19 protein-coding genes are annotated in these 23,857 nt (G+C 51.7%); 5 read left to right on the plus strand and 14 right to left on the minus strand.

Going from position 1 to position 23,857, the window contains the following annotated elements:
* The first annotated feature begins 48 nt into the window (after window positions 1-48).
* A complete protein-coding gene (locus MRBLPE1_RS27645) occupies window positions 49-204 on the plus strand; it encodes a DUF1540 domain-containing protein (RefSeq protein WP_364151976.1) in 156 nt (51 codons plus the stop codon).
* A 96-nt stretch (window positions 205-300) separates the two neighbouring features.
* Here MRBLPE1_RS27645 and MRBLPE1_RS27650 read toward each other — a convergent pair whose 3' ends face one another.
* Window positions 301-1,176: a M15 family metallopeptidase gene (locus MRBLPE1_RS27650; RefSeq protein WP_364151978.1), complete on the minus strand. Its 876-nt coding sequence runs from the start codon at window positions 1,174-1,176 to the stop codon at window positions 301-303.
* A gap of 341 nt (window positions 1,177-1,517) precedes the next feature.
* Between MRBLPE1_RS27650 and MRBLPE1_RS27655 the strand changes: the two genes are divergently transcribed.
* Complete coding sequence (locus MRBLPE1_RS27655; RefSeq protein WP_364151980.1) at window positions 1,518-3,380, plus strand: LTA synthase family protein; 1,863 nt, start codon at window positions 1,518-1,520, stop codon at window positions 3,378-3,380.
* A gap of 71 nt (window positions 3,381-3,451) precedes the next feature.
* Here MRBLPE1_RS27655 and bcp read toward each other — a convergent pair whose 3' ends face one another.
* From bcp to MRBLPE1_RS27690, 7 genes are all read right to left on the minus strand, one after another.
* Complete coding sequence (gene bcp, locus MRBLPE1_RS27660) at window positions 3,452-3,922, minus strand: thioredoxin-dependent thiol peroxidase (protein WP_364151982.1); 471 nt, start codon at window positions 3,920-3,922, stop codon at window positions 3,452-3,454.
* A 16-nt stretch (window positions 3,923-3,938) separates the two neighbouring features.
* A complete protein-coding gene (locus MRBLPE1_RS27665) occupies window positions 3,939-4,619 on the minus strand; it encodes a VOC family protein (RefSeq protein ID WP_364151984.1) in 681 nt (226 codons plus the stop codon).
* A 1-nt stretch (window position 4,620) separates the two neighbouring features.
* The gene (locus tag MRBLPE1_RS27670) at window positions 4,621-5,682 is read right to left on the minus strand and encodes an asparaginase (protein ID WP_364151986.1); all 1,062 of its coding nucleotides are present in this window, start codon (window positions 5,680-5,682) and stop codon (window positions 4,621-4,623) included.
* A gap of 235 nt (window positions 5,683-5,917) precedes the next feature.
* On the minus strand, window positions 5,918-7,249 hold the full coding sequence (locus tag MRBLPE1_RS27675; RefSeq protein WP_364151988.1) for an ABC transporter substrate-binding protein: 1,332 nt from the start codon (window positions 7,247-7,249) through the stop codon (window positions 5,918-5,920).
* 138 nt (window positions 7,250-7,387) lie between these two features.
* On the minus strand, window positions 7,388-7,942 hold the full coding sequence (locus tag MRBLPE1_RS27680; RefSeq protein WP_364151990.1) for a ferric reductase: 555 nt from the start codon (window positions 7,940-7,942) through the stop codon (window positions 7,388-7,390).
* The gene (locus MRBLPE1_RS27685) at window positions 7,939-8,928 is read right to left on the minus strand and encodes an FAD:protein FMN transferase (RefSeq protein ID WP_364151993.1); all 990 of its coding nucleotides are present in this window, start codon (window positions 8,926-8,928) and stop codon (window positions 7,939-7,941) included. Before MRBLPE1_RS27685 ends, MRBLPE1_RS27680 begins: the two co-directional genes overlap by 4 nt.
* Window position 8,929: 1 nt before the next feature.
* Window positions 8,930-9,253 (minus strand): hypothetical protein, encoded by a 324-nt coding sequence (locus MRBLPE1_RS27690; protein WP_364151995.1) that lies wholly within the window; start codon window positions 9,251-9,253, stop codon window positions 8,930-8,932.
* A gap of 337 nt (window positions 9,254-9,590) precedes the next feature.
* Between MRBLPE1_RS27690 and MRBLPE1_RS27695 the strand changes: the two genes are divergently transcribed.
* Window positions 9,591-10,184 (plus strand): PadR family transcriptional regulator, encoded by a 594-nt coding sequence (locus tag MRBLPE1_RS27695; protein ID WP_364151997.1) that lies wholly within the window; start codon window positions 9,591-9,593, stop codon window positions 10,182-10,184.
* A 101-nt stretch (window positions 10,185-10,285) separates the two neighbouring features.
* On the opposite strand, the gene MRBLPE1_RS27700 is transcribed toward MRBLPE1_RS27695, so the two are convergent.
* The 3 genes from MRBLPE1_RS27700 to MRBLPE1_RS27710 form a co-directional block, all read right to left on the minus strand.
* Complete coding sequence (locus MRBLPE1_RS27700; RefSeq protein ID WP_364152000.1) at window positions 10,286-13,501, minus strand: MMPL family transporter; 3,216 nt, start codon at window positions 13,499-13,501, stop codon at window positions 10,286-10,288.
* 27 nt (window positions 13,502-13,528) lie between these two features.
* Window positions 13,529-13,969, minus strand: a complete 441-nt coding sequence (locus MRBLPE1_RS27705) for a MarR family winged helix-turn-helix transcriptional regulator (RefSeq protein ID WP_364152002.1) — start codon at window positions 13,967-13,969, stop codon at window positions 13,529-13,531.
* A 377-nt stretch (window positions 13,970-14,346) separates the two neighbouring features.
* The gene (locus MRBLPE1_RS27710) at window positions 14,347-15,477 is read right to left on the minus strand and encodes a hypothetical protein (protein WP_364152004.1); all 1,131 of its coding nucleotides are present in this window, start codon (window positions 15,475-15,477) and stop codon (window positions 14,347-14,349) included.
* A gap of 350 nt (window positions 15,478-15,827) precedes the next feature.
* On the opposite strand from MRBLPE1_RS27710, the gene MRBLPE1_RS27715 reads away from it, so the two are divergent.
* A complete protein-coding gene (locus MRBLPE1_RS27715; protein WP_364152007.1) occupies window positions 15,828-17,573 on the plus strand; it encodes a methyl-accepting chemotaxis protein in 1,746 nt (581 codons plus the stop codon).
* A 58-nt stretch (window positions 17,574-17,631) separates the two neighbouring features.
* Here the strand turns inward: MRBLPE1_RS27715 and MRBLPE1_RS27720 are convergent, their stop codons facing one another.
* Both MRBLPE1_RS27720 and MRBLPE1_RS27725 read right to left on the minus strand, forming a co-directional pair.
* The gene (locus MRBLPE1_RS27720; RefSeq protein WP_364152009.1) at window positions 17,632-19,659 is read right to left on the minus strand and encodes an ABC transporter ATP-binding protein; all 2,028 of its coding nucleotides are present in this window, start codon (window positions 19,657-19,659) and stop codon (window positions 17,632-17,634) included.
* Between the two features lie 22 nt (window positions 19,660-19,681).
* Entirely contained in the window at window positions 19,682-21,427 is a 1,746-nt protein-coding gene (locus tag MRBLPE1_RS27725) for an ABC transporter ATP-binding protein (RefSeq protein ID WP_364152011.1), read from the minus strand.
* 652 nt (window positions 21,428-22,079) lie between these two features.
* On the opposite strand from MRBLPE1_RS27725, the gene hmpA reads away from it, so the two are divergent.
* Entirely contained in the window at window positions 22,080-23,312 is a 1,233-nt protein-coding gene (hmpA, locus tag MRBLPE1_RS27730) for an NO-inducible flavohemoprotein (RefSeq protein ID WP_364152013.1), read from the plus strand.
* Here the strand turns inward: hmpA and MRBLPE1_RS27735 are convergent.
* A complete protein-coding gene (locus MRBLPE1_RS27735; protein WP_364152015.1) occupies window positions 23,309-23,824 on the minus strand; it encodes a Crp/Fnr family transcriptional regulator in 516 nt (171 codons plus the stop codon). The genes hmpA and MRBLPE1_RS27735 overlap by 4 nt on opposite strands.
* Window positions 23,825-23,857: the final 33 nt, after the last annotated feature.

Raw genomic sequence — 23,857 nt, forward strand, 5'->3', positions numbered from 1 at the left:
AAACGATATATCGTTTGTCAATCCTATAGCTGAGGAGGTGAATGGTCCATGGCTAAGGATGTACTATGCGAAGTGAACTCATGCAAGTTCTGGGCGGCAGGCAATCATTGCAGCGCCTCATCTATTTATGTAGTCAGCAACCGCGGCAAACAAGCAAGCCACTCCGAAGAAACAGATTGCAAAACGTTTGAACCAAAGATTTAACGTTTTACTTCACATGTAGAAAAAACAGCGCAAGCTTCCTGGGCCAAAGCACCGTAAATGTTTTGGCTGACACAGGTACGGCTTGCGCTATTGTCTTTATTGCGTGACAGGCACCGCGTCATAATACTCTTCAAGCGACTCTCCGCTTTCGGCAAGCTCCGCAGCAAGGTCTTCGCCTACATAGCGCAAATGCCATGGTTCATATTGATAGCCGGTGATCTCTTCTTTACCCTTCAAATACCGAATAATAAATCCATGCTCATGCGCATGCTTCGCAAGCCACAATGCTTCCTTCGTATCCGCAAAGCAATCGGCTGCCGCGCATTTGCCGTCGCTGCCGGTAACATCGATCGCGAGGCCGGTTTCATGCTCGCTCGTTCCCGGAAATGCGCTGTACGTTCTCGCCTTTTCAATGCCGTCTCTCTTTACGTACCGATCAAACAGCGTCTTCTGCGTGCTGTGCGAGCGATAGGCCGAAACCCCAGCCAATTGGATATTGTCCGCCTCGGCCGCAGCAAACAGTTTCTCGAGCGCCGAAGCCGCTTCCTGGCGCAGCTTGCGCTTTTCTACCTTCTCCGCAAAAATAAACCGAACATCCGGATACACTAAATCCGTTGGATTATATTCCTCCGGCAGCTTGCGCTGCTTATTGACGAGCACGGCGATATCCGCAGGTTTTGCAATAACGGCTAGTCCATCCTCCGTTTTCTCTTCTTGACCGCCGCCAGCCCCAGCCCCATCGGCGGATTCCGGTTCTTCCGTCGCAGCAGGCGTATCGTTGACTGCATTCTCATCCGGATTCGAGTCCGCGCTTCCTGCAATCTCACCGCCGTTATCTGCGGCCCCGTCAGCGGCAGCCACCTGTTTAGGCGGAATCGTAGTCGTCTCTTCTTTATTGTAAATAGAGTAACCAATGACCATTGCCGCGCATACCATAACGAACAACAACAGCCTACTACTTCTTTTTTTCATGATTAACCTCCAGCAAATATTTTACATATATTTCATGTAAATATACTTCTATTCATAGTTTGTCCAATTGTCTCTCATTAATAGACTACTAAAACCGCTGTAATGTTTCAATCTAATCGTTTGAAACAGATGTTACCTTCTGGAATAAATAAAAAAACCTTTATTATTTCTTTACTTGTCAAGATTATGCTTGGGCATGGAGGAGCCTTTTGCCTTTTGACATCCGACTATAATTAGGAGCATAATGGATTAAGAATTTACCGAACGCATATATATTACTATAAGCGGGCTGGCTGCCTCTGTGAGACGGCCTGTTTTTGCTGTGAAAGGTAGGCGGTTATATGACATTTCTCACTCCAAAACGATTGTTAAGCACTCGTCCCATTCTTTTCTTCTCGTTCATTATGCTGCTTAAGAGCTATCTGGCGTGGATGGTTATTTTCGAGGATGGGTTTTCATGGACTACGATTTTAAAAGAAATTCCGTTTGTGCTCATTGTGTACTGTCTTATTGAATGGTTCGCTTCCAAGCGCAAGCTTGTCTATTATTTGATAGCGAATCTAGTGATGACTCTTATCTTATTCGCCGTCATTATGTATTACAAGTATTACGGCGTTATCGTAACCTATCTCGCGCTCGAACAGGTCAATCAAGTCACTGCAGTGAAAAATAGCGTGTTCTCGCTCATGGATCCTTACTACTTGCTGATCTTTATCGATATTATCGTTATGGCTGTCGTGTTATTCCGCCCGAAGAAGGCGCTAAACTGGAAGCAGGCGAGCTCCCGCAAGGAAAACAAACGGCTTGTCGTTGCCTTATTTAGCATTTCAATCGCGCTTTGCTTGTTCAATATCCTGCCAAACCGCGCCAGCATGAATGAAATTGTCAAAGCGGAGCAAATGGGTATTCTCAATTATGAGGCCTATATGATTTTTTCCAATAAAGACGTTGATTACGTTGATCCAAACCATATTACGCAAGACAAAATCAATACCGTCAAAAAGATAGAAACGCCTGCCGCGCCGCAGCTTTGGAAGACGGCATCCGGCAAAAACGTCATTATCATCCAGATGGAATCGTTCCAAAATTTCCTCGTCAACCTAAAAATTGACGGTCAAGAAATTACGCCGAACATCAATAAGCTTGCTAACGAAAACTATTATTTCAAACATTTCTATCAACAGGTCGGCCAAGGCAATACATCCGATGCCGAGTTCGTTGTCAATACTTCTTATTACATTCCGCCTCGCGGCGCGGCAACGATGATTTATGCCGATAAGGAGCTTCCGAGCTTACCGAAAATGCTGAAGGCCAATGGCTATGACACCTCAACGTTCCATACGAATGTCGTTGAATTCTGGAACCGCGGCGAGCTTTATAAAGCGCTAGGCTTTGACCGTTATTACGATGCTAAGTTCTTTGGCACGGAGGATTCGGTATTCTTCGGCGCTTCCGATGAGCAGCTTTATAAGAAAACAGCGGCTGAGATGGACCGTATGAGTCAAAACGGCAAACCGTTCTACTCGCATGTGATCTCGATGACCGCGCATCATCCGTTTACGATTCCGGAAGATAAATACAAAATGACGCTTCCCGAGCGTTATGAAGGAACCTTTGTCGGGGATTATATCCGTGCGCAAAACTATGCCGACTTCGCGCTTGGCGAGTTTATTGCCGATCTGAAGGAACGCGGCATTTGGGATAACAGCTTAGTCCTGCTTTACGGCGATCATCTCGGCCTTCCGGTTTATTCGCTTGACCGCGATGACAAAGAGCTGATGGCTGAGATTTACGGCCATGAATACGGCTATACCGATATGATCAACATTCCGCTCGTGGTAGCATCGACAGGCATTACCGAGGGGAAAGTATTCGATCAGCTAGGCGGCCAAGTCGATATTTTGCCAACGATCGCGAACATGCTCGGCATTTCCTTGGACGATCATATCCACTTCGGCCAAGACTTGTTCAACCAAACGTACAATGTGCTGCCGCAGCGTTATTATCTCCCGACCGGCTCATTCTTAAGCAGCAAAGAGCTGTTTATGTCGGGAAGCGGCTATGAGGACGGCAAGCACTATTCCTTGGCCGGCGACGGCATCACGGAGCAAGAAGCTACGGAGGATGAGTACCAGCGCGCGCTGGAGCTGCTCAATCTATCCGACAGCTACGTCAGCCAATTGCCAACTTGGAAGAAAAAATAAAAAATAGAAGGCTCGCCTTGAAGCGCAACTGCTTCAGGGGGAGCCTTTTCTATTTCTAGCCATTAGAGCAGTTAGCTGTTTTTAACCGCCTCAAGCACTTCATTCGCATGGCCGTCTACGCTTACGCTGCGCCATTCCTTGATCAGCCTGCCTTGTTCATCAAGCAAGAAGGTAGAGCGCTCGATCCCCATAAACTCCTCGCCGTTCCAGCTCCGCAGCTTCCATACGCCGAACAGCTCCGAAACCGTATGCTCCGTGTCCGAAAGCAATAGGAAAGGCAGCTCGTGCTTATCCACGAATTGCTCGTGGGAAGCCAAATCATCGGGGCTGATTCCGATCACTTCCGTATTGTTCGCAGCGAATTGCCCGTTAAAATCACGGAAATCGCATGATTCCGTTGTGCAGCCCGGCGTCATGTCGCGCGGATAAAAATAAATAACGAGTTTTTTGCCCGCAAAACCAGCAAGATCCACATCCTTGCCGTTTGATGCCTGAAGCTTAAAATTCGGAACTTGGTCTCCAACCTTCAATGCCTCTCCCATAATCGCTCATGCTCCTCTAATTTATATTTTCAATCGACAAACCTTGTTCATCTTCGCGCAGATATAATTCCCCTATACCGCGTATGGTTACGCGCACCGGGAAGCTCTCGGCAGTTTTATCCGTGAAATGCCAGCGCCTGCCGGTTTCGACCACCATCAACAACCCGTTGTCATCGCCGATCGGGTTAAAGCTGTCGTTACGCGTCTTATACGTCATGAGACCAAAACTCTCAAATTGGTCTACGGCCGCCGGAACGCTGCTGGTCGGCACGCCAATCTCGCTGATGCACAGGATGTCCTGCTGCGGGTCAAAGGGATGAGCGGCAGCGTTGTCCATCGTATGACGCGCGATAAGCTCCAGTATATTACCCGCCGGGTCTTCGAAATAAACCGAATGCGAGTTCCAGGACTCGCTGTAGGACACATCCTGGCCCGCCTCCGTGCCGATCGGCACCAGCGCTTCGATCCACTTTTTCGCCTCGGGAAGCCTGTTCTCCGGAATCGTAAAAGCAAAGTGGTAATAATGCTTCTCGGCCGGTTGCGGGTCCATCTCCCGGAACGTCAGCTCGCTCCAGCCTGCCTGAACCGTAAAGCTTCCCTGCTCCGAGCGAATAACCGGAAGACCTAGCACCTCGCTGTAAAATGGTTGAATGGCTGCTGCGCTAGCCGTTATTAACAAAAGCTTCTCAATAATCATTTTACACCTCGTTGCGTTCAAAATACAAAGCGCTCTCCGTTGCAAAAGCTCTTGCCTCGGCGGGATCCTCATGCATGCCGTAAGCGAGCATCAGCTTCGTCACGGCAGCTTCAACGGAAAGCTTCTCTATAACAATCGCCCCTGCTTCAATCAGACGAAGGGAGGAGGAATACAGCGCATCCGAACGGTCCCTAATCGGACATATGTAGAAGTCTATGCCGAGCTCCTTGCAGCGTGCGATGAACTGCGGGAGTGAGTACGGCCCCTGTTCGACCGCGCAGGCCGTACCGGAATGATGAAGATCATGAAGCACCGCCTTGGGCCGGTTCGACGCAAAATCGTAATAGGTATAATCCAGGCCCGGATAAGGCCTAATATAAACGATGCCGGAATCCAGACGCAGCGAGTCCGCTTGCCAGTCCAATGCCGTTTTCGGCGCGGCGAGCCGCAGCGTCTCCGGCTTCGGATTACGATCATGCGGAAGCCAGTTGAATACGCTATCCTCTATTTTTCCGTAGGGTAAGCCATAAGGACTGCCAAACTGGTCCGTGAAGGATACGGCTTGCGTAATCCGGGTTCCGAGATAAACAAGCATGTCCCCTTTGTCATCCTCGTACACCACAAATACGCCAGGAAGCTGCTCGCCCGCTGCAAAATCGATCGCACTCGCAAAATTGCGGCGCCCGTTGCTCCGCTTGTCAGCCAGCGGGTAATTGCTCGCGGTCAGCACGATCGGTACCCGCGTGCCCGCAAATAAATAGCTGATCATGGCTGCGCTATACGCTAACGTGTCCGAGCCGTGCGTAACGACGATACCGTCGTACGGAGTCAGATCCAAGCCGCGAATAGCCCGCGCAAGCGCGACCCAGTCGTTTGTCGTCAAATTTTCGCTTAACAGGTTTAGCGGCTGTATCGCATGAAGCGTTACGTCACTGCGTTTGCGCGCGCTATGGTTGTAATCATCAATAAGGGAATAAGAGCCTGCGCCGTCGACATCGATGCCCTCTCCTTGTTTTTTGCTGCCAATGGTTCCTCCGGTAAATACGACTAACAGCTGTTTCATTCTTGTTCCTCCTTGCCTTGCTAACATGCTATCGCTTCCCAGCGTCTATTGCTAATGGAATGTTATCATCGTATATGCGGCGATGCATCCAGGTCAAGACGGATCGTTATTCTTATCAGGTTGCCCCGTCGTACTAGCTTCATACGATCAAGACATTGCCCGCTCCGCACGCCCAAAACAAATAGAGCTGCCGCGAGGCACGCGTTTCTTCGCGCCCGGCGGCAGCTCAATTTGTTCAATCGCCCTCCAGCTTTTTTTGCTTCAGCCAAAAATCATTAAAGTGATCCAATATCGCCTCTGTCGAAACGGTGTCCTGCAAATATTTCCGTCCGATAACCGCAGCTTCTTCAAAATACACGTCATAATTCGTATAATGAGTCGGCCGCTTCACGCCTTGATAACGAATGGGGTCGTTTGCCATCAGCTTATACGGGGCATAAGTGCCCGTAGAATACTTCTCCTCATCTAAAGCATTGCTATAAATAGAGATGACACCCGCTGCATCCGCAAAGTCCCGGTTACGCTCAAGCGACGAAAGATAAGAAATAAATGCCCATGCCTCATTTTTATGCTTGGATTGCAGGGCAATCCCCCAGCCAGCCGCGCCTACATTGAAATGCGATACGCCCTCCGGTCCGGCAGGCAGGGGAGCCGTAGCCCATTGGTTCCTGCTAAGCTTGTCCTGAATGGAAGGAATCACGTCCGTATCTTGGATCAAAATGGCCGCTTTGCCGTCCGTAAACGCTTGTACCTGTTCATTGAAGCCCCAATCAATGGATGCGGGATGCGAAGTCTCGACGTAGATTTTACGGTATAGCTCAAGCGCCTCCGCTGCGCGTTCGCCTTTGAAAATAGTCGACCCGTCCAAATTAAACATCGAATCGTCAGCATTTACGTTATTCCCGTTATAATCCTGAATGATGGCCGATAAAGGGTTAGCCGCACCTCTTCCGCCGCGAAAGGCATAGCCGTACTGTTCGATCTCCGGCTTCGTCAGCTGCTTGCTGACAAAGAAAAGCTGTTCCCATGTTTCCGGCACTTGAAGCGCTTTGGCATCAAACCAATCCTTGCGGTAATAGAGCTGTACCTGATAGAGGCTGCTCGGGATGTAATAAATAATATCAGCCACGGCTCTCGCCATAAGCCTCGAATTTTCGCTGAGCAGCATGTAATTGCTCCAGCCTGATATGTACTTTTCCAAGCTAACCAGCAATCCCTTTTCCGCCATTGCATATACCGTAATATCGCGTACTTCCACGATGTCTACCTCTTGGTTTTGCTCCAGCATCGTCAGAATGTCAGCATCCGCCGTATCGTAGTTAGGTGAAATAAGCTCGATTGCTATTCCCGGATTATCCGCTTCGAATAGTTCGATTAATCGCTCGAGCTCCGCTGTGCGCTTCGGCGACATTAAGCTTTGGACGACCTTTAGAATCACTTTAGCAGGAGCAGGTGTCTGCTCGGTTTCCTCCGTTTGGCCGCGATTATTCGTGCAGCCGCCTATGAAAGAGATCATGATGATCAATGAGAGCGGGTACAGTGCTTTGTAGAACAGACTGCGCTTCATCAAATCCCCCCGATTCAAGTAAAGGTAAATTGCCATTACTTTGTATATCGGCTTTAAGCTCCCCAAACGGTACAGTTTCGTCCTTGTTTTTTGCCGAATATATCCTGCATGCTTCCTAAGCTGGATTTAGCGCTTATTTCATGAAGCCATGCGGCGTACCGGCTTTCTGATCAGCGCTCTTCCTCCGAGGAGCATCAGCGTAATGGCAAACGTAGCGCCGTACATCCATTTAATCGCCGGAAGCTGCGAGTCCGTTCCGGCAAAGAACCCATGCGCCATGGCCATCATGAAGATGGGATAAGCCAGCATGTGAATCGTTAACCACACGCCTTTCGAAAGCTTTTGGCGAAAATCCGAGGTAAGCAGCAACAGAATCAAGCCATAAAGCGAAAGGGTGCCCATTCCATAAAGCACGGGATGCTCATGAGCCATAAACGGTACGAGGATCTCCTTCCACTCAAACGGAGTATACGTATCAATGACAAGCACCGCGGCGTGCAGCAAAGCCAGCAGCGACCCGCCGTTCGTCAAGCGCATATGCGTCTTGTAGACGGACGGTTTTCTTTTGCCTTTTACAAACGGATAACCGTAAAGGATGCCAAAAGCCATTCCGGCAAAAAGAAGCAAATAAGCGCAAATGCCTAAAATTCGTGTAAGCTGCCAAGTCGGCAGTCCAATAATCCAATCCGTCATATAACTCTCCTCCCATTCCTCTGTGGGGGAATCGCTGCCTGATGCCTGTGGAGCGACCCGTCCGACATATAGATGCAGCCCTCGTAAGAAGGAGCATGCTCGGCAAGCATGGCCGTCCCCCGTTCTAGTCCGGCAATGCATACGACCTTCGCCCACACCTCGCATGCCGTAACATCCGGTCCCGAAATCGTGCACTGGACAACATCGCTGCCGCTCGGCCTCATTCCACGGGGATCTATAAGATGATGGTATTTTCCCTGCGGCGTTCCCCAGCTTCGCCCAAGCGTGCTCGAGGTCGCTACTCCGCCATTGTACAGCTGAATAGCCGCATCGCTGCAGGCTGCATCCCATGGATTTTGAATGCGCAGCTCTGCGGGGCCGCCATCCGCGCGGTCATCCCATACCATCGCATCGCCGCCCGCGTTAATCAATCCTCTTCCAATGCCCTTTCTACGCCGCAGCCAATCCGACAGCTTCCGGACAGACCAGCTCTTTGCTATCCCTCCGAGATCAAGCTGCACGCCGCTTCTTAGCCTCACCGCTTTCATCCGTGCATCCATTTCCATGTACGGCTCTTCCGGCCTCAGGATCGCTCCTTGGAAGGGGGTGGTTGGTTTAAATCGCCCCGCATGCTCAAAGGAACGGTCATATCCTGCCGCTTGCAGCGCCGCCAAAACATTAACGTCAAAAAGACCGTCTGTACGCAGCCGATAGGCTTCAGCTTCGGCCAGCAGCTGAAATAAAATATCCGAAACGAGCATCCAGCTTCCCGCAGCCCGGTTTAGCCTGTTCAGCTCGCTGCCTGCGTTAAATCGGCTGAGCCGGGCTTCCATATCCTCAAACCACTCTTTTACCAAAGCCGCGTATTCGCCTGCCTCATCCCGTGCTTCCTTTGCGGAATCCGAATGCGGATTCCGCTGCTGGATAAGCTGTGCCTCAATGTCTGTATTCATCGCGCGAAAATGAACAGATATCCGGTTATTCATCCTACGACCGCCCCGTCTGGGACCGCAGGCCGCCGCTTGCTGACCCCGAATCGCTATCCTGCTCGGGAGCGGTCTCCCAGCCCCCGTTTCCTTCCGCTTCGCCGTAACGCTCCGACCGGCCGTTAGATCTCTGCTGCGCCCAGCCGTCTACCACGCTGTCTTCCTCATCGAGCTGCTGTTCTATCGTTTGGTCAGAGCCATCCCCCGCTTTCAGCGCATGCACCTGCTGGAAAGCCTGGCTGTTCTGTATAGAGCCGAATACAAGAAATACAGCAAATGCTCCGCATGCCCCGAGCTGCCATTTCATCGTCTTGGATTGTTTCATCGACCCGCTCACTCTCCTTTTTTGAACACCATTTCTTCTAATTTAAGCAGAGTGTATCGCGGTATTCTGAAGCCTAGGTTAATACAATATAAAAAAAAATACGATCAGTCCCGCAGTTCCCGGCTATAATATATGATGGTATCCGCTCCTAGCCTGCTTACCTCATTTATTTTATAATTTGTAAATAATAATAATAATAATAATCATTGTCAATGCTATAAAAGTAACAAGATGATGCCAACTGAGAATAAGCCGGGATCGTTGTAGAACGGGATATCTCCATTAGGGATTGACTGGACTGACGTATACCGTATGATAGAGACCGAGGTGACGATTCATGATTAATCAAAATAGCGATGTCTCCGAAGAGCATCGACTGCATAAACCGGAAGAAGCCGGCGCCCATGAGCGCCGCGGCTCAGGCAAGCGTTATTTTGGCCGGGGCGGCGTGAAATTCGCGTTACTGAAGCTGTTAAACGGCGAGCCTATGCACGGCTATCAGATGATGAAGGCATTGGAGGAGCAGTCCGGCGGTCTCTATGTACCGAGCGCAGGCTCCATATATCCGACCCTCCAAATGCTGGAGGAGCGCGGGTTTATTGCCATGAAAGACGAAGATAGCGGCAAAAAGGTATTTATGATTACGGAGCAGGGCCGCTCGGCCTTGCTGCTTCTCCCCGATAAAACGAGATGCGAAACAGCCGAAGACGGCCGCTGCTCCCCGGAGACCGAATCCTTTCGGAATGAGAAAATACGCCGCAAGCTAGGGTTATCTCATGAAACCTTCGACCTGCTGCGCTTAGTGACGCGAGCCGAGCATGAAGCTTCGGCCAGCAAGGAACGAACGGAAAAGCTGCAGCGGCTGCTGAACGAGCAGCAGAAGCAGCTTAACGCTTTCCTTTCCGGCGAAGAGCAGCTCGTACGGCAATAAAGAGCGGACAGCATAACCAAAGTTCAGCGCTTATAATCAAAAAAAGATTACCGCAAAGCCTCCCAAGAGAGGCCAACGGTAATCTTTTTTATTAATCAGAACTAATGAGAGGAATCATGCGATACCTGATGTCCCTTCAGCGTATGACCGCCGTGAACGCTGCCTGATTGCTCGGCACCCTTTTCCCGTCCCATGAACGGCCACCAGTTGGCAGGTCCGAACGTACGCACCATAACCGGGATGAACAAAGGCAGCATCAGCAGCGCATACATGAACAAGCCGCAAAGCACGATCGTCGCGATTTGCAGAAGCGACATGACGCCCGAAGGCAGCATCGCCGCGAATGTCCCGCCTAGAATAACGGCTGCCGACATAATGACCGTACCCATGTTTTTCATCGCTTCCAGAATCGCTTCCTGCGGCGATAAATGACGATATTCCTTGAAGCGGTCCATTAAGAAGATACTGTAGTCGATTCCGAGCGCGACCAGCATTACGAAGCCGAAGAACGGCACCGCCCAGCTAATGCCGGATTGTCCGAGCACCCTGACGAATATGACCTCCGCAATCGCCATCGACGAATAGAACGTGACGAGGAGCGAAGCGACCATATACAGGGGCATAACGATGGAGCGGAACAAAATGATCAGAATGATCGAAATCCCTATCAGCATGAGGATAACGGTACGTGAATAATCAGCCTTCGAAATATTGCTTAAGTCGTTATTCATGCTGGTTACGCCGCCGACTGCGACCTCGGCTCCGCCGTATTCCGTCCCTTGGATAGCACGGTTGACCGCTGCTTCTAGACTGTCAATTTGAGCCATCGTCTCCTGCGCGTAAGGGTTACCGCTGAAGACAACATCAAATTTCGCCGTTTGGCGGTCCTCTGACATATAAACGTTCAGCGCCGACTGGAACTCCTCGTTCGCAATGGCTTCCTCCGGGATGTACCAGCCGCTCATTTGCTTATTCGGCGCTTCGGCAAGCCCGTTCAGGTAACCGCCGGCAGAAGCCAGCCCATCCGTTACCTGCGTTAAGCCGTCCACGCTTTGGTCGAGTCCGTCCGTAAGCTCGCCCAGCTGCTCATTTAAGGATGCAAAGCCGGCCTGCAGCTCCTTCTGCCCATCCGAGAGCTCGTCGAAGCCTTGCGTTACGCTCGGCAGCTTCGATACGATTTGGCCCTGGCCCGCTGCCGCTTGCGCGATGCCGCTTTGCAGCTCGGCAAGCCCCGCAGCCAGCTTGCCAAGTCCTGCCGCTAAGGCTGATTGTCCCTCGGACGCTTGCAGAAGTCCAGCATTCGCTTGCGTCATGCCGCCCGAGATGCCTGTAAGCTGCTCATTTAGCTGCGTCAATTGGCCGCTTAGACCTGCTGCTCCCTCTTGCAGCTGCCCCAATGAGCTAAGCAATTCCTTGTAATTCGCGTCGTCCTGCAGCTCTGGATGGCTGTCCTGCAGACTCGCCAAGCCTTGCTCCGTGCCTGATAAGCCGTCAGCCAACTTCGTTTGCTCGGAAGCAATCGCGCGGTATGCGCCGGATAACTGGCCAAGACCGCCGCCCAGCTGTTCATAGCTGCCCAGCAATTGCCGGCTGGCACTACCCAGCTGCTTCGCGCTTGCCTCTGCCTGCTTCAAGCCATCGCTCAGCTCTCCCGCACCCGCTGACCCATCCAGCATTCCCTGCTGAATCTGCTTCAGGCCGGCGCCGAGCTCCACGATACCAGCTTTCAACGCATTCGTGCCGTCTACAAGCTGGCCGGCGCCAGCTGCCGCTTCATCCAGCTTAGGCGCATTTTCGCTTAGCGCGCTGCTGGCTTCGGTGAGTCCTTCACCGATTTTACCCAAGCCCTCGCCGCTTTGACCAAGTCCGTCCTCTAGGGTCGTAACCTGATCCGACACGAGAAATTGCTCCATGATATCGCCCGTAGGACGGGTCGCGCTGCGGACAGCCTTGACGCCCTCCGTATTGGCAAGCTCGCGGCTAACCTGCTCGAGCGCCGCCAGCCCCTTCGGCGTATCCATCGGTTTATCCGTCTTTACAATAACGGTGGTAGGCAACGAATCCCCAGGACCGAAGCTATTTGAAATAATATTAAAAGCCTTGACGGAATCATATTTATCGCCGATTTCATCCAGCGAGTTAAAGGATATGGTTCCTTTATACGCAGTCAGGAAAGGAACGATGATGACCGCCAAAATAATAAGCGCCCATACGGGGCGTTTCAATGAAAATTTGCCGACTGTTCCCCACAGCTTGCTTGGTTTATGCTCCAGTGAGCCTTTTGCCGGCCAAAACAGCTTCGTGCCAAGCACCGCCATAAAGAACGGAACAATCGTGAATAATGCGATGAGCAGCACCGCTACGCCGACTGCAACCGCAACCGCCGAGCGGTAAAGCATGAAGGTCGAGAAGCCGATCGCGGCAAAACCGACCAGCACCGCCAAGCCGGAAAACAATACCGTTCTGCCTGCCGTGCGATAGGTTTGAATAATCGCTTCCGTCTTATCGCCTCCGCTATGCGTAAGCTCTTCCTTAAAGCGGCTGATGAGCAAAATGCAATAATCCGTACCGATACCGAATAATACGGCAACAAGAAATATCTGCGTGAAATTCGAGAGCGGAAAGTCGAAAAACTCGACTAAGAACGCGATAACCGATTGTGAAATCAAGTAAGTAAAGCCCACCGCAACGAGCGGTACGAGCGGCGCGACGGCCGAACGGAATACGACAAAAAGGATGACCAAAATGAAGCCAAGCGTAATGAACTCCGTTTTCTTGAGCCCTTCCTGAGAGCTCTGTACGACATCCTCGGAGATTACCCAGTTGCCGGTATAATAATGCTCTACCTCCACATCCGAAATCGCCTCGTAAAGCCCGTCTCTCAGCTCGACGAGCTGACGGTCGCCGGCCTCGACATTAACGAGCGCCAGGATGGTGCTTCCATCCTTGGACACCATCTGCTCCTTCAGCTCTTCGGTATCAAAGTGCGTGGTAACGGAGAGAACACCGATGTCCCCGGCATTGCTCTTCAGCTTATCGATGCCGCCCTTCACTTCCTTTAAATCCGCGTCGGATAAGCCGCCTTCCTTGTGAAATACAAGTACGGTCGGCATCCCGCTGCTGGCGCCGGCACCATCATTCCCGCCGATGGCTTCTTCCAGCTCGCTTGCAATGGTCGAGGAATAGCCGTCAGGCACGTTAATCTGCCCTTTCGTTCGTACGAGCTCCTCCATGTTCGGTGCGCTGAGCATCAAGCCGACAGCAGCCACCAGCCATAACACCAGAACAAGCCATCTCCATTTCAGTACGGTTCTCATCCCTAACTTCCCTCCAATGATATCAAACTAAGGTTGCATCATTTCCTTCGCAAGCTTCTCGAAGGTCTCGATAAACTTCATTGCTTCCTGCTCCGGAAAACGTTCGATGTATTTGGCCAACAGCACATGGATTTTATCTTCCATGCGGTCACAAACCTGTTTACCTTCCTCGGTAAGGGCCAAATAAATGACGCGGCGATCCTTTTCATCCGGCAGCCGCTCAATCAGGTTCTTATCAAACAGCCGCGTCATGATTGCGGTGATGGAGCTTTTGCCCACGCAAAAAATGTCCGCCAGCTCGGAAGACGTGCATTTCTCCCTCGAACGTAAATAACGCAATGTAGAAAATTGATCAACCGTTAGATCATCCGGCATTAGCTCGCGGATCATCGCATTTAGCCGGCGGTTAACGAGAAAATTCGCCGCCTCGTAGCGATCGATAATGTCTTTTAATAATGCTCGATCCACACTGATGTCCTCCCTGTTATGAAACATTCCTACGACCGATAAATTAATTCTATTGTGAAATAGTTCTACAATAGAACTATATCAAACAATTTTATGCCCAACAATCCAATAATTTTGAACGAATAGTGAACAATATGACATTTTTTCCTAGCTCAAGCGATAAACCAGAACTCATTTATCCTAAAGAGATGTGTCGAATGATAGGGAAAATACATAAGCAACCAGGCGGCCGCCGCAGGAGCTGGAGCTGCTGCTGGGCAGGGCAATTTAAGCAGAGAGCCAGAGAGAGCGCAAAAAAAAGAGCAGTCCTCGGTCTATGACCGAAGAGACTGCTCCATTTTCATTTAGCTTCGCTAATATGCCGCGCCTTCTACAGCTTAAACGGTTGATCCTTCGGCTGCATCGGTGCCAGTGCCCGTTTGCTCCTTAGAAACACCGCTGCCTTGGCGATCGCCGCGCGGCCCTTTGCCGCCGCCTCGTGTCGGCAGCTCTCCGTTCACATGTTTCGTCGCATGCTCAACGGCTGCTGCAAGCTTCGTATCATACTGCTCCTGCGTGATCGTGCCCGCCGCTAATTCCGCAGCCAGCTTCGTCTTCTGATCCTTTACCTGCAGGTCGATAAGCGCTTGGACGGCGACGCCCTTCTCGGCCGCTACGGCCGCAATGGTTTTACCCGCATCCAGCTCTACCTTTAACGCCTCTTCTGTCACGCCCAGCGCCTCAGCGATTGCGGTTAGATTTTTACCGAATCCTTGGCCCTTGCCGCGCTGTGCCAGCACGCCATTCACATGCTGAGTCGCATGCTCACCGGCTGCCGCAAGCTTCGTATCATACTGCTCCTGCGTGATCGTACCCGCTGCCAATTCCGCAGCCAGCTTCGTCTTCTGGTCCTTCACCTGCAGATCGATAAGCGTTTGAACGGCAACGCCCTTCTCGGTCGCTACGGCCGCGATGGTCTTACCTGCTTCCAGTTCTGCCTTTAAAGCCTCTTCTGTCACTCCCAGCGCCTCAGCGATTGCGGTTAGATTTTTGCCAATTCCGCCGCCGCCGCGTTTCCCGAAGCCAAAGCCTTTGGAATCGAGCAGCTTTTCCGCCTTCGTCGCAGCATCCGCAGCAGTATCATCGCCTGTTTGCGCCGGCGCAGCAGCCTCAGCCGCTTCCAGCCACTCAACTAATTTCGTCTGCAGCTCAGCCCTTGTCTTCCCTTGCTCTACGGCAACCTCCGACAAGGTTAAGGTTTGAAGCTTCGTCTGCAGCGCAGTTTCCTCTAACCCTAAGTATTCAAGAAGCTGTGCTTGTATTTGTTCAAAGCCGCGTCCGAATCCGCCGCGCTTGCCTGCATGATCCTTACCGGCTTTGCCGCTCTCTGCCTGTGTGCTCTGTGCCGCCAGCTTGTCGCTGCTTGCCGCAAATACGGCTTGGCCTGCCCAAAGGCTGCCGCCTCCGAGCGCCAACGTTAGCGCGATTGCTCCTGCTGTTATCGCCTTTGCTTTTGCTTTTGCATTCATTATTTACTTCCACCTTTCACTTTCGATTTGTTGTTACAAGATCTATCATAGCCAGCAATACTTAAGCCTCCTTTAATCCAAGCTGAATGTTGGCTGAATATGGACAGGATTCCGTCCATGCTGTCTTTCGTTTGACATGCAAATGTCGAATGATAGCGTTTAATATGCTTTTTTTTCTGAACAGAACACTTTCCTAACAGGAAGTCTCGCATTTATCTAATACCTATTTGTTAATGTAGACGGAGTTGCAGCATCATGAGCGGTCAAAAATGATTTGAAAATCCCTCTTCATTTTTCGACAAACTTCGACGATAACTTATCTTAACTTATAATTATGAGGTGTGGTCCGCATGAAACGCATGAAAGAAAGAAGCTTAGTCTTTACCAGCTCCATCCTATTGGCCCTTCTGCTTGTTCTGATCATCGGCGTTACAGAGTATTTATCGTACAACACGCAAAAAAAATCCTACCTCGCTGAAATTGAACGGATTGGCGAGTCGCTCAGCTACCAAATCGAGGCCGGGCATGATTTGCTTACCTTTGGCTTCAATGAATTAACGGCCGGAAGAGAAACCAAAAACGAAACCTTCGAGCTGCTCAAGCGGCAGCTGGATGTCATGACCAAAAACGATGTTGTCACCAATGCCTACGTGTACATGCCTGACATTATCGAACGGGACGGCAAGGAATTCATGGTCATGATGCAAAGCAATGAGGCGCTCCAAGCTGCAGGCCTCGGGGCTGGCGACGAATATGAAATGAATGCTGATTTTGCCGCAGATATGCATGAAGCACTTGAAAAGGGATCCGCCCTAACGGATGTTTTTACCGACGAATACGGCGAATGGATCTCGTATTTGATTCAAATTAAAGACCCCAGCGGCAAGTTGATCGGCATATTCGGCATGGATGTCGACTTCAAGCAAATTCATGAGGCTCTGCGGACTATGCTTTGGGAAGGCGTTACAATTGCCGCTATTCTATCCCTTATCGCTATCGTCATCATTGTTACCTTAATCCGTTTGGCGCTGAAGCCGCTCAAACGATTGGCTCAAGTATCCTCGCTGGCTGCAAAAGGCGACTTAACGCTGGCCGTGCCTATCAAAGGCGGCAACGAAATTGCGCAGGTATCGCTTGCCTTTAACGAAATGATCGCCAGCCTGCGCCAGCTGACCAATAACATCCGCATAACCTCCGATGAGGTTGCCGGATCGGCGTACAATATGCAGCAAAGCGCGGAACAAACTTCGCGTGCTACGGAAGAGGTAACGGAAGCCATTCAAGAGGTAGCTTCCGGCTCCGACACTCAACTGCAGAGCTTCCAAGAGTGCCAGCGCGCCATGACAGAAATGACGATCGGCATTCAGCGGATTGCCGAATCGACCTCTTCCGTATCCGAGCTTGCGGCCGATACGACCGCGCTCGCTTCCGAAGGCGAAGCCGTCATCGACCAAACGCTGCAGCAGATGCAGGCTATCGAATCCAATGTCATCGCAACCGTATCGACTCTGCATGAATTAAAGGAGCAAAGCGATAATATCGGCAGCATCCTGGCGTTGATCAGCGATGTTGCGAATCAAACCAACCTGCTTGCGCTCAATGCTTCTATTGAAGCCGCACGCGCGGGCGAGCACGGAAAAGGCTTTGCCGTCGTTGCCCATGAAATCCGCAAGCTGGCTGAGCGCTCCAAGGAATCCTCGGAGCAAATTGCCGCTATTCTGCACAGCATCGGCAGCCATACCTCAACAGCCGTCTCGTCGATGGAGCAATCGGTAGAAGCCGCACGCATAGGCTCAAGCATTACGAGCCATGCCGGCGAGTCATTCCGCTCCATCGTCACGTCCATCCGCGACGTATCCAGCCAGGTCCAAGAGGTTTCTGCCGCTTCGGAGCAAATGTCGGCAGGCAGCGAGCAAATCGCCGCGTCGCTGGACGAGCTCGAGGGCATCACGGCTAACGCCGCGGGCAACTCGCAGCGGGTTGCAGCCGCTTCGGAAGAGCAGCTTGCCTCGATGCAGGAGGTTGCAAGCTCCGCCGAGCAGCTCCGCAATTTGGCTGCCGGCTTGAATGAAGCCATCGGCCGCTTTAAAACCTAATAAACAGAAAAACGGCTATGCGGGAATGACTTCCGCTTAGCCGTTTTTGTTATTTAACCTATGCCGGTAAAGCCGCGCCTAATTGCAGCTGGTACATGGCATAATATTTGCCGCGCTGCTCCATAAGCTCGTCATGGCTGCCGCGCTCCACGATCACGCCGCGGTCCAGCACGAGAATTTGGTCGGCATTTCGAATCGTCGACAGGCGGTGAGCGATAACGAATGTCGTACGGCCCTTCTTCAGCACATCGAGCGCCTCTTGAATAATGGCCTCCGTCTCCGTATCGATGCTCGCTGTCGCCTCATCGAGAATAAGGATGGCCGGGTCATAGGCCAGCGCCCGGGCGAATGAAACGAGCTGCCGCTGACCGGCTGAGAGCGTGCTGCCTTTCTCGATAACCGGCGCATCGATCCCTCCCTGAAGCTGGCTGAACATTTCATAGGCGCCTACGTCGCGCAACGATTGCTCGATCTTCCCGCGGCTGATGGCCGGGTTATCCAGACTGATGTTGGACGCAATCGTTCCTGTAAACAAGAACGGATCCTGGAGCACGATGCCCATATGCTGGCGAAGCAGCTGCTTCGGAATATCGCGAACATCCATGCCGTCCACAATGATCTTGCCTTCATTTGCATCATAGAAACGGAACAGCAAGTTCAGTATCGAGCTTTTGCCAGACCCGGTGTGGCCTACCAGCGCCACGGTTTCCCCTTGGCGGGCGTGGAAGGAAATATGCTTCAGCACATATTCATCCTGCTTGTAGGCAAAGGATACGTCCTCGAACTTCACATCGCCTTTGTAACGCTCCATCCTGCCGCGAGCGACATCGATCCCTTCCTCGTCCATCAGCTTAAACACCCGCTCTGCCGATACGCGCGCCGTCTCCAAATTCGAGAGCTGATTTACGATACCTACAATCGGGGCAAACATACGGTTCATATAGTCGACAAAAGCGTACAGCACGCCGACCGATACCGCTGAGCGAAGCGAATCTCCCCAGAACATCCAAATGACGATGATGAACAAGATATTCCGCACGACGTTAACCAAATTATGCGACGTAATGGAATTGAGGCTGAGCAGCTTATTTTGATACTTGTAATAATGCTCGTTCATTTCTTCGAATTCCTTAGTCGTCTCTTTCTGACGGCGGAACGCTTGGATAATCGTCATCCCTTGGATGGATTCATTGATCATCCCGTTAATCTCACTCAGCTTCGAGCGGATAATGCGGTTATACCGCGCCGCGAACTTCCGGTAAACGATAATCCAGAGGATGAGAATAGGCACAAGCGGCAGCGCCACAAGCGCTAATCGCACATCCAATAAGAACAATGCGCCGTAAATGGCTGCCATATAAATAATGCCTGTGAAAAAATTCGCCAGCACCGCGACATAAAGCTCGCGAATCGCCTCCGTATCGTTGGTTACCCGGGATACGACCTGGCCCGCCGACAGATTATCGTAATAGTTCACCGGCAGCCGCTGCGTATGGGCGAAAATATCGGTGCGCATCTTGCGCACGATGCGGTTCGCCGACGTTTGCAGCATCAGCCGCTGACCGTAGGTAAATACGGCGACCAGCAGCAGAAAACCGAAATACATCACAGCCAGCTTCATTAATGAAGGGAACTCCGGCTGGTAAAAGGCATAAAGCTCTTCCCTGGAGAGCTTCGTTACGGGATACGAGATACTCTCCGCCGTATCCTTGTTTGTCACGGTAAGGGTATTGCCCTCGACCACGCGTTTGCCTTCATCCGATGCCAGCGCTTGGTCGAGCCAATAAAACTGCCTGCCCACCTGCAGCACGCGAACCTCTTTGCCCTTCTGCCCGGAAGCCTCTGCAGCAAAATGATCCTCGCGCTTATACCATTTGTCTTTATAAAAAACGGCGAAGTCCTGCTTGCCCTCGACCTCATGCCACTTCTTCTCGATGCCGAGAATGTTCTGGTCAATCATCCGCTTGGCTATAAACGGTCCCGCAAGCTCTGCGCATACTGCAAGCACGAGCAGCAAAAGGGCGAGCATGATCGGTTTTTTATAAAGCATGGCGTATTGAAACAATCGTTTTCCTGTATTGCCCATTGCCCTTCACGCCTCCTGTTTATTACGTTTCAATGATGGCCTCCAGCTGCTGGCGGTCATACTGCTCGCGATACCACCCGCCGCGCTCCAGCAATTGCTCATGCGTGCCTTCCTGCACGATCCGTCCCTCATCGAGCACGATGATCCAATCGGCATGCTGCACGGCTGATAAGCGATGCGTCGTTATAAGCGTGGTCTTGCCGGCTCTCTCCGTACGGATGCCCTCAATGATTTCAGCCTCCGTCTTGCCGTCTACAGCCGACAACGCGTCGTCCATCAGCAGAATTTCCGGGTCGGCGATGAGCGCGCGCGCAATGCTGACACGCTGCTTTTGGCCGCCGGAAAGCGCCACTCCACGTTCACCGACCATCGTCTCCAGCCCATCCGGCAGAAACTTAATGTCCTTCGCGAACGATGCCCGCTCCAGCGCCCGCTGCAAATCCTCTTCCGTACCCTCTTGGAGTCCAAAGAAAATATTTTCGCGAATCGTTTTGGAGAACAGGATCGGCTGCTGAGGCACATAACCGATCCAGCCCAGCAAATCATCAATCTTCAAACTGTCCAGCTTTGTCCCGGATATGCTGATATCGCCCCGGCCTAGCGGATATTCCCTTAACAGCTGCTTCAGCAGCGTGGTCTTGCCGCTCCCGGTCCTGCCTACAATGCCGAGCGTCTGTCCTTGCCGCAGCGCAAAGGATACGTTCGCCAGGTTATCGACCGCGGAGGAAGGATAACGGAACGTCACCTCCCGGAACTGCAGCGAAGACGGCCCGCTTACCTGTACCGGCGAGCTTGCGTCGGCAACGTCCGGCTTATAGCCAAGCGTTTCATTGACGCGGTCAAGCGACGCATTGCCCCGCTGCATGATATTAATCAGCTCGCCGATGGCGAACATCGGCCAAATCAGCATCCCGAGAAATACGTTAAAGGAGACCAGCTCCCCGAGCGTAATTTCGTTATGGAATACGAGATAGCCGCCATAACAAAGGCCGATCAAATAACTTGTTCCGACGAGGATTTTCATCGTTGGCTCGAACAGCGCATCGATACGCGCTACGGCAATATTTTTGCTCAGCACATCATTCGTTTTGGCGCCAAAGCGCGCCTCGTTGGCTTCCTCCTGCACGAACGCCCGTATGACCCGCACGCCGGATACCGATTCAAGCACCTGATCGTTTAACTCGCCGAATGCGTCCTGCGCATCCATAAAGCGCTCGTGAATTTTTTTGCCATAATGCTTCATCGCCAGCGCCATAAGAGGAAGCGGCAATAAGGCGGCGAGCGTAAGCTTAACGCTGATTAAGCCCGCCATTACGATTAGAATCGTAATCATGAACAGCGTCGAGTCGATGAGCGTCAAAATACCGAAGCCCGCCGTCGTCGCTACCGCACCCAAGTCATTCGTAGAGCGCGCCATAAGGTCGCCCGTCCGGTTACGTTCGTAAAAGGTCGGAGTCATGCGAAGAAAATGCCCCATCAAACGCGAACGAAGCAGCTTCTCCAGCACAAATGCCCCGCCAAACAGCTTATAATGCCATATGTACGTTATGATATAACCCACAACCGTAAGCAAGGTCCAGCCGTACAGCACGCGGTTAAACTCGGCCTGCCCGAGCTGGTCCTGATGGATGCCGTCAATCGTATAGCCGATCAGCCACGGCGGTATGACATCAATAAATCCCGTTAAAATAAGAAGTGAAATAGCCACGGTATAACGCTTCCAGTTCATTTTGAAAAACCAGCTTAGTTTTTTGAGTACACTGAACATCCTTCTCTACCACACCTTCCGTTATCCAACCCATTCTCGTTTACCTTCTGTTTATTCCCTCGGCATGTGCACATGGCGGCAGCTGCTCCCCTAGTTGCAAAAAAAAGAAGCGTGTCGCCGTAACGACACGCTTCTTCTCTGCGTAAGGCACGGCTGCATGGCAGTCCTGCCTCACGGGCATAGAAAAGGCGCATGATTACGATGACGTAACCATGCGCCTTTGATGATGGGAATACCCTTAATCAAAGTAAAACGACGCGCGGATGGATTACGTTATTCATGTCCAAACGATGGTTCATTGCTGCATTTGCATTAAAGTGGATGTTTGTATTCATGGATCGTAATCCTCCTCTCGATAAATTCTAATTGTCACTTTACCATTCGTGGAAATGACTGTCAACCCCGCGTTTGGGTATACTTTTCCTATAATCAAACATTACCAAGCTGCGGTTCCATTCGTGTTAGTGCTGAAAAGCGCATTCCCTCTCATGAGAAGCAGATCCGCGTCACAAATCGTTCCCGTTTACTGTGATTTAGATCACAAAGGGAAGGTTCTTACGCGGCTATACTTGGGTTATTCGATAAGGCGCGGCGAGAACGGATCAGCCCGTTCCATCCCGCATGGCGCCAATAGACAGTGGAGGGATTCATCATGTTAAGCGCGAATTCGGTTCAAATCATTAAATCTACGGTTCCCGTATTAGAGGTTCACGGCGTCGCGATTACGAAACGCTTTTATGAGCTGCTGTTCACGAACCATCCCGAGCTCTTGAACATTTTCAATCACGCAAACCAAAAGCAAGGCAAACAACAGACCGCGTTAGCTAACGCGGTTTACGCAGCCGCAGTGCATATCGATAATCTAGCGGCCATTATCCCGGTCGTGAAGCAAATCGGGCATAAGCATCGCAGCCTGGGCGTTAAGCCGGAGCATTATCCGATTGTCGGAACCTATTTGCTCAAGGCCATCAAGGAAGTGCTCGGGGATGCGGCTACGGATGAAATTTTAAATGCGTGGGCAGAAGCTTACGGCATCATTGCGGATGCATTTATTAGCATTGAGCAGGAAATGTACGAGGCTGCGCGTACGCAGCTAGGCGGCTGGGAGGGCTTCCGCCCGTTCCGGGTGGAGCGGGTCGTCAAGGAGAGCGAGGTTATTTCTTCTTTCTATTTGGTTCCGGAGGACGGCGGCGACATCGCCAGCTTTATTCCCGGACAATACGTGAGCGTGAAGCTCCAAATCGAAGGCGCCGAGCATACGCAAATCCGGCAGTACAGCCTGTCCGATTCGCCCGGCAAGCCCTATTACCGCATATCGGTAAAACGCGAGGATGCTTGTCAGGACCGCTCCGCGGGAGCCGTTTCCACCTATTTGCATCAATGCGCGCAGGAAGGCAAGACCTTATGGCTGTCGGCTCCAGCCGGTGATTTCACGCTTAACACCGACGATCAGCGTCCCGTTGTTTTGATTAGCGGAGGCGTTGGCTTAACCCCTATGGTCAGTATGCTGAACACGCTGACCGAACGCTATAACACGCGGCCGGTCATCTTTATCCATGCGGCACAGAACGGCGAAGTACACGCGATGAGAGACCATGTCAATGCGCTGGCAGACCAGCATCCGCAGCTATCGGTGTTTTATTGCTACCAGAACCCGACAGAAGAAGACATCCGGCTGCAGCGCTTCCACAAGGAAGGGTATATCGACTTGGCATGGCTGCAATCCGTCATTCCGGATGCGGACGCTCAATATTACTTCTGCGGGCCGACTCCTTTTATGGCATCCGTGAAACGTTCGCTGAGCGAGTGGGGAATTCCGGAAGCCGATACCCATTTCGAATTTTTCGGTCCGGCCGCCAGCCTCGAAACCGCAGCAACCAGCTAGTTCGGCTCGGATTCTTTCATTTGGGCGCGAAGCAGCCTGTTGACCGTTTCGCGCCTAAGGCCGACGAGCTGGCCGATCTCATCCTGCGTCAGCACATCGGTAATGGACATAGGACCGATATAAACGGCAAACCATTGCTGGAGCCTGATCAGCTTATCTGCCGGAGCAACCTGCGTTAATTGATCAATCCGCTGCTGCATCATACGCAGCTTGCTTTGGAGGAGCAGCGCGATTTCGCGGTTCTTCTCCGGATTTCGCTCGAGCTCGCCGTACCACTGCTGCGGCGATACGCTGTCAACCTCGCAGGTGATGAGCGCTACCGCCGTGCCGTGATAGGGCATCGGGCTAATCAACGAATGATGCGGAATGGTTTCTCCGGGCACGATGAGATTAACCAGAAACGGATTGCCGTCCTCGTGCACGCGAACGATCTTTAGCAATCCGCTTCGAAGATGGAAGAGCGGTCCGCTTTCCCCTTGGCGAAATAAAACTTGTCCTTTGTGCAAAAGCATGCCGTTCCTCCTTATTTCAGGGCCCATCCGGAT

The organism is Paenibacillus sp. LPE1-1-1.1 (assembly GCF_040676435.1).
Classification (GTDB): domain Bacteria; phylum Bacillota; class Bacilli; order Paenibacillales; family Paenibacillaceae; genus Pristimantibacillus.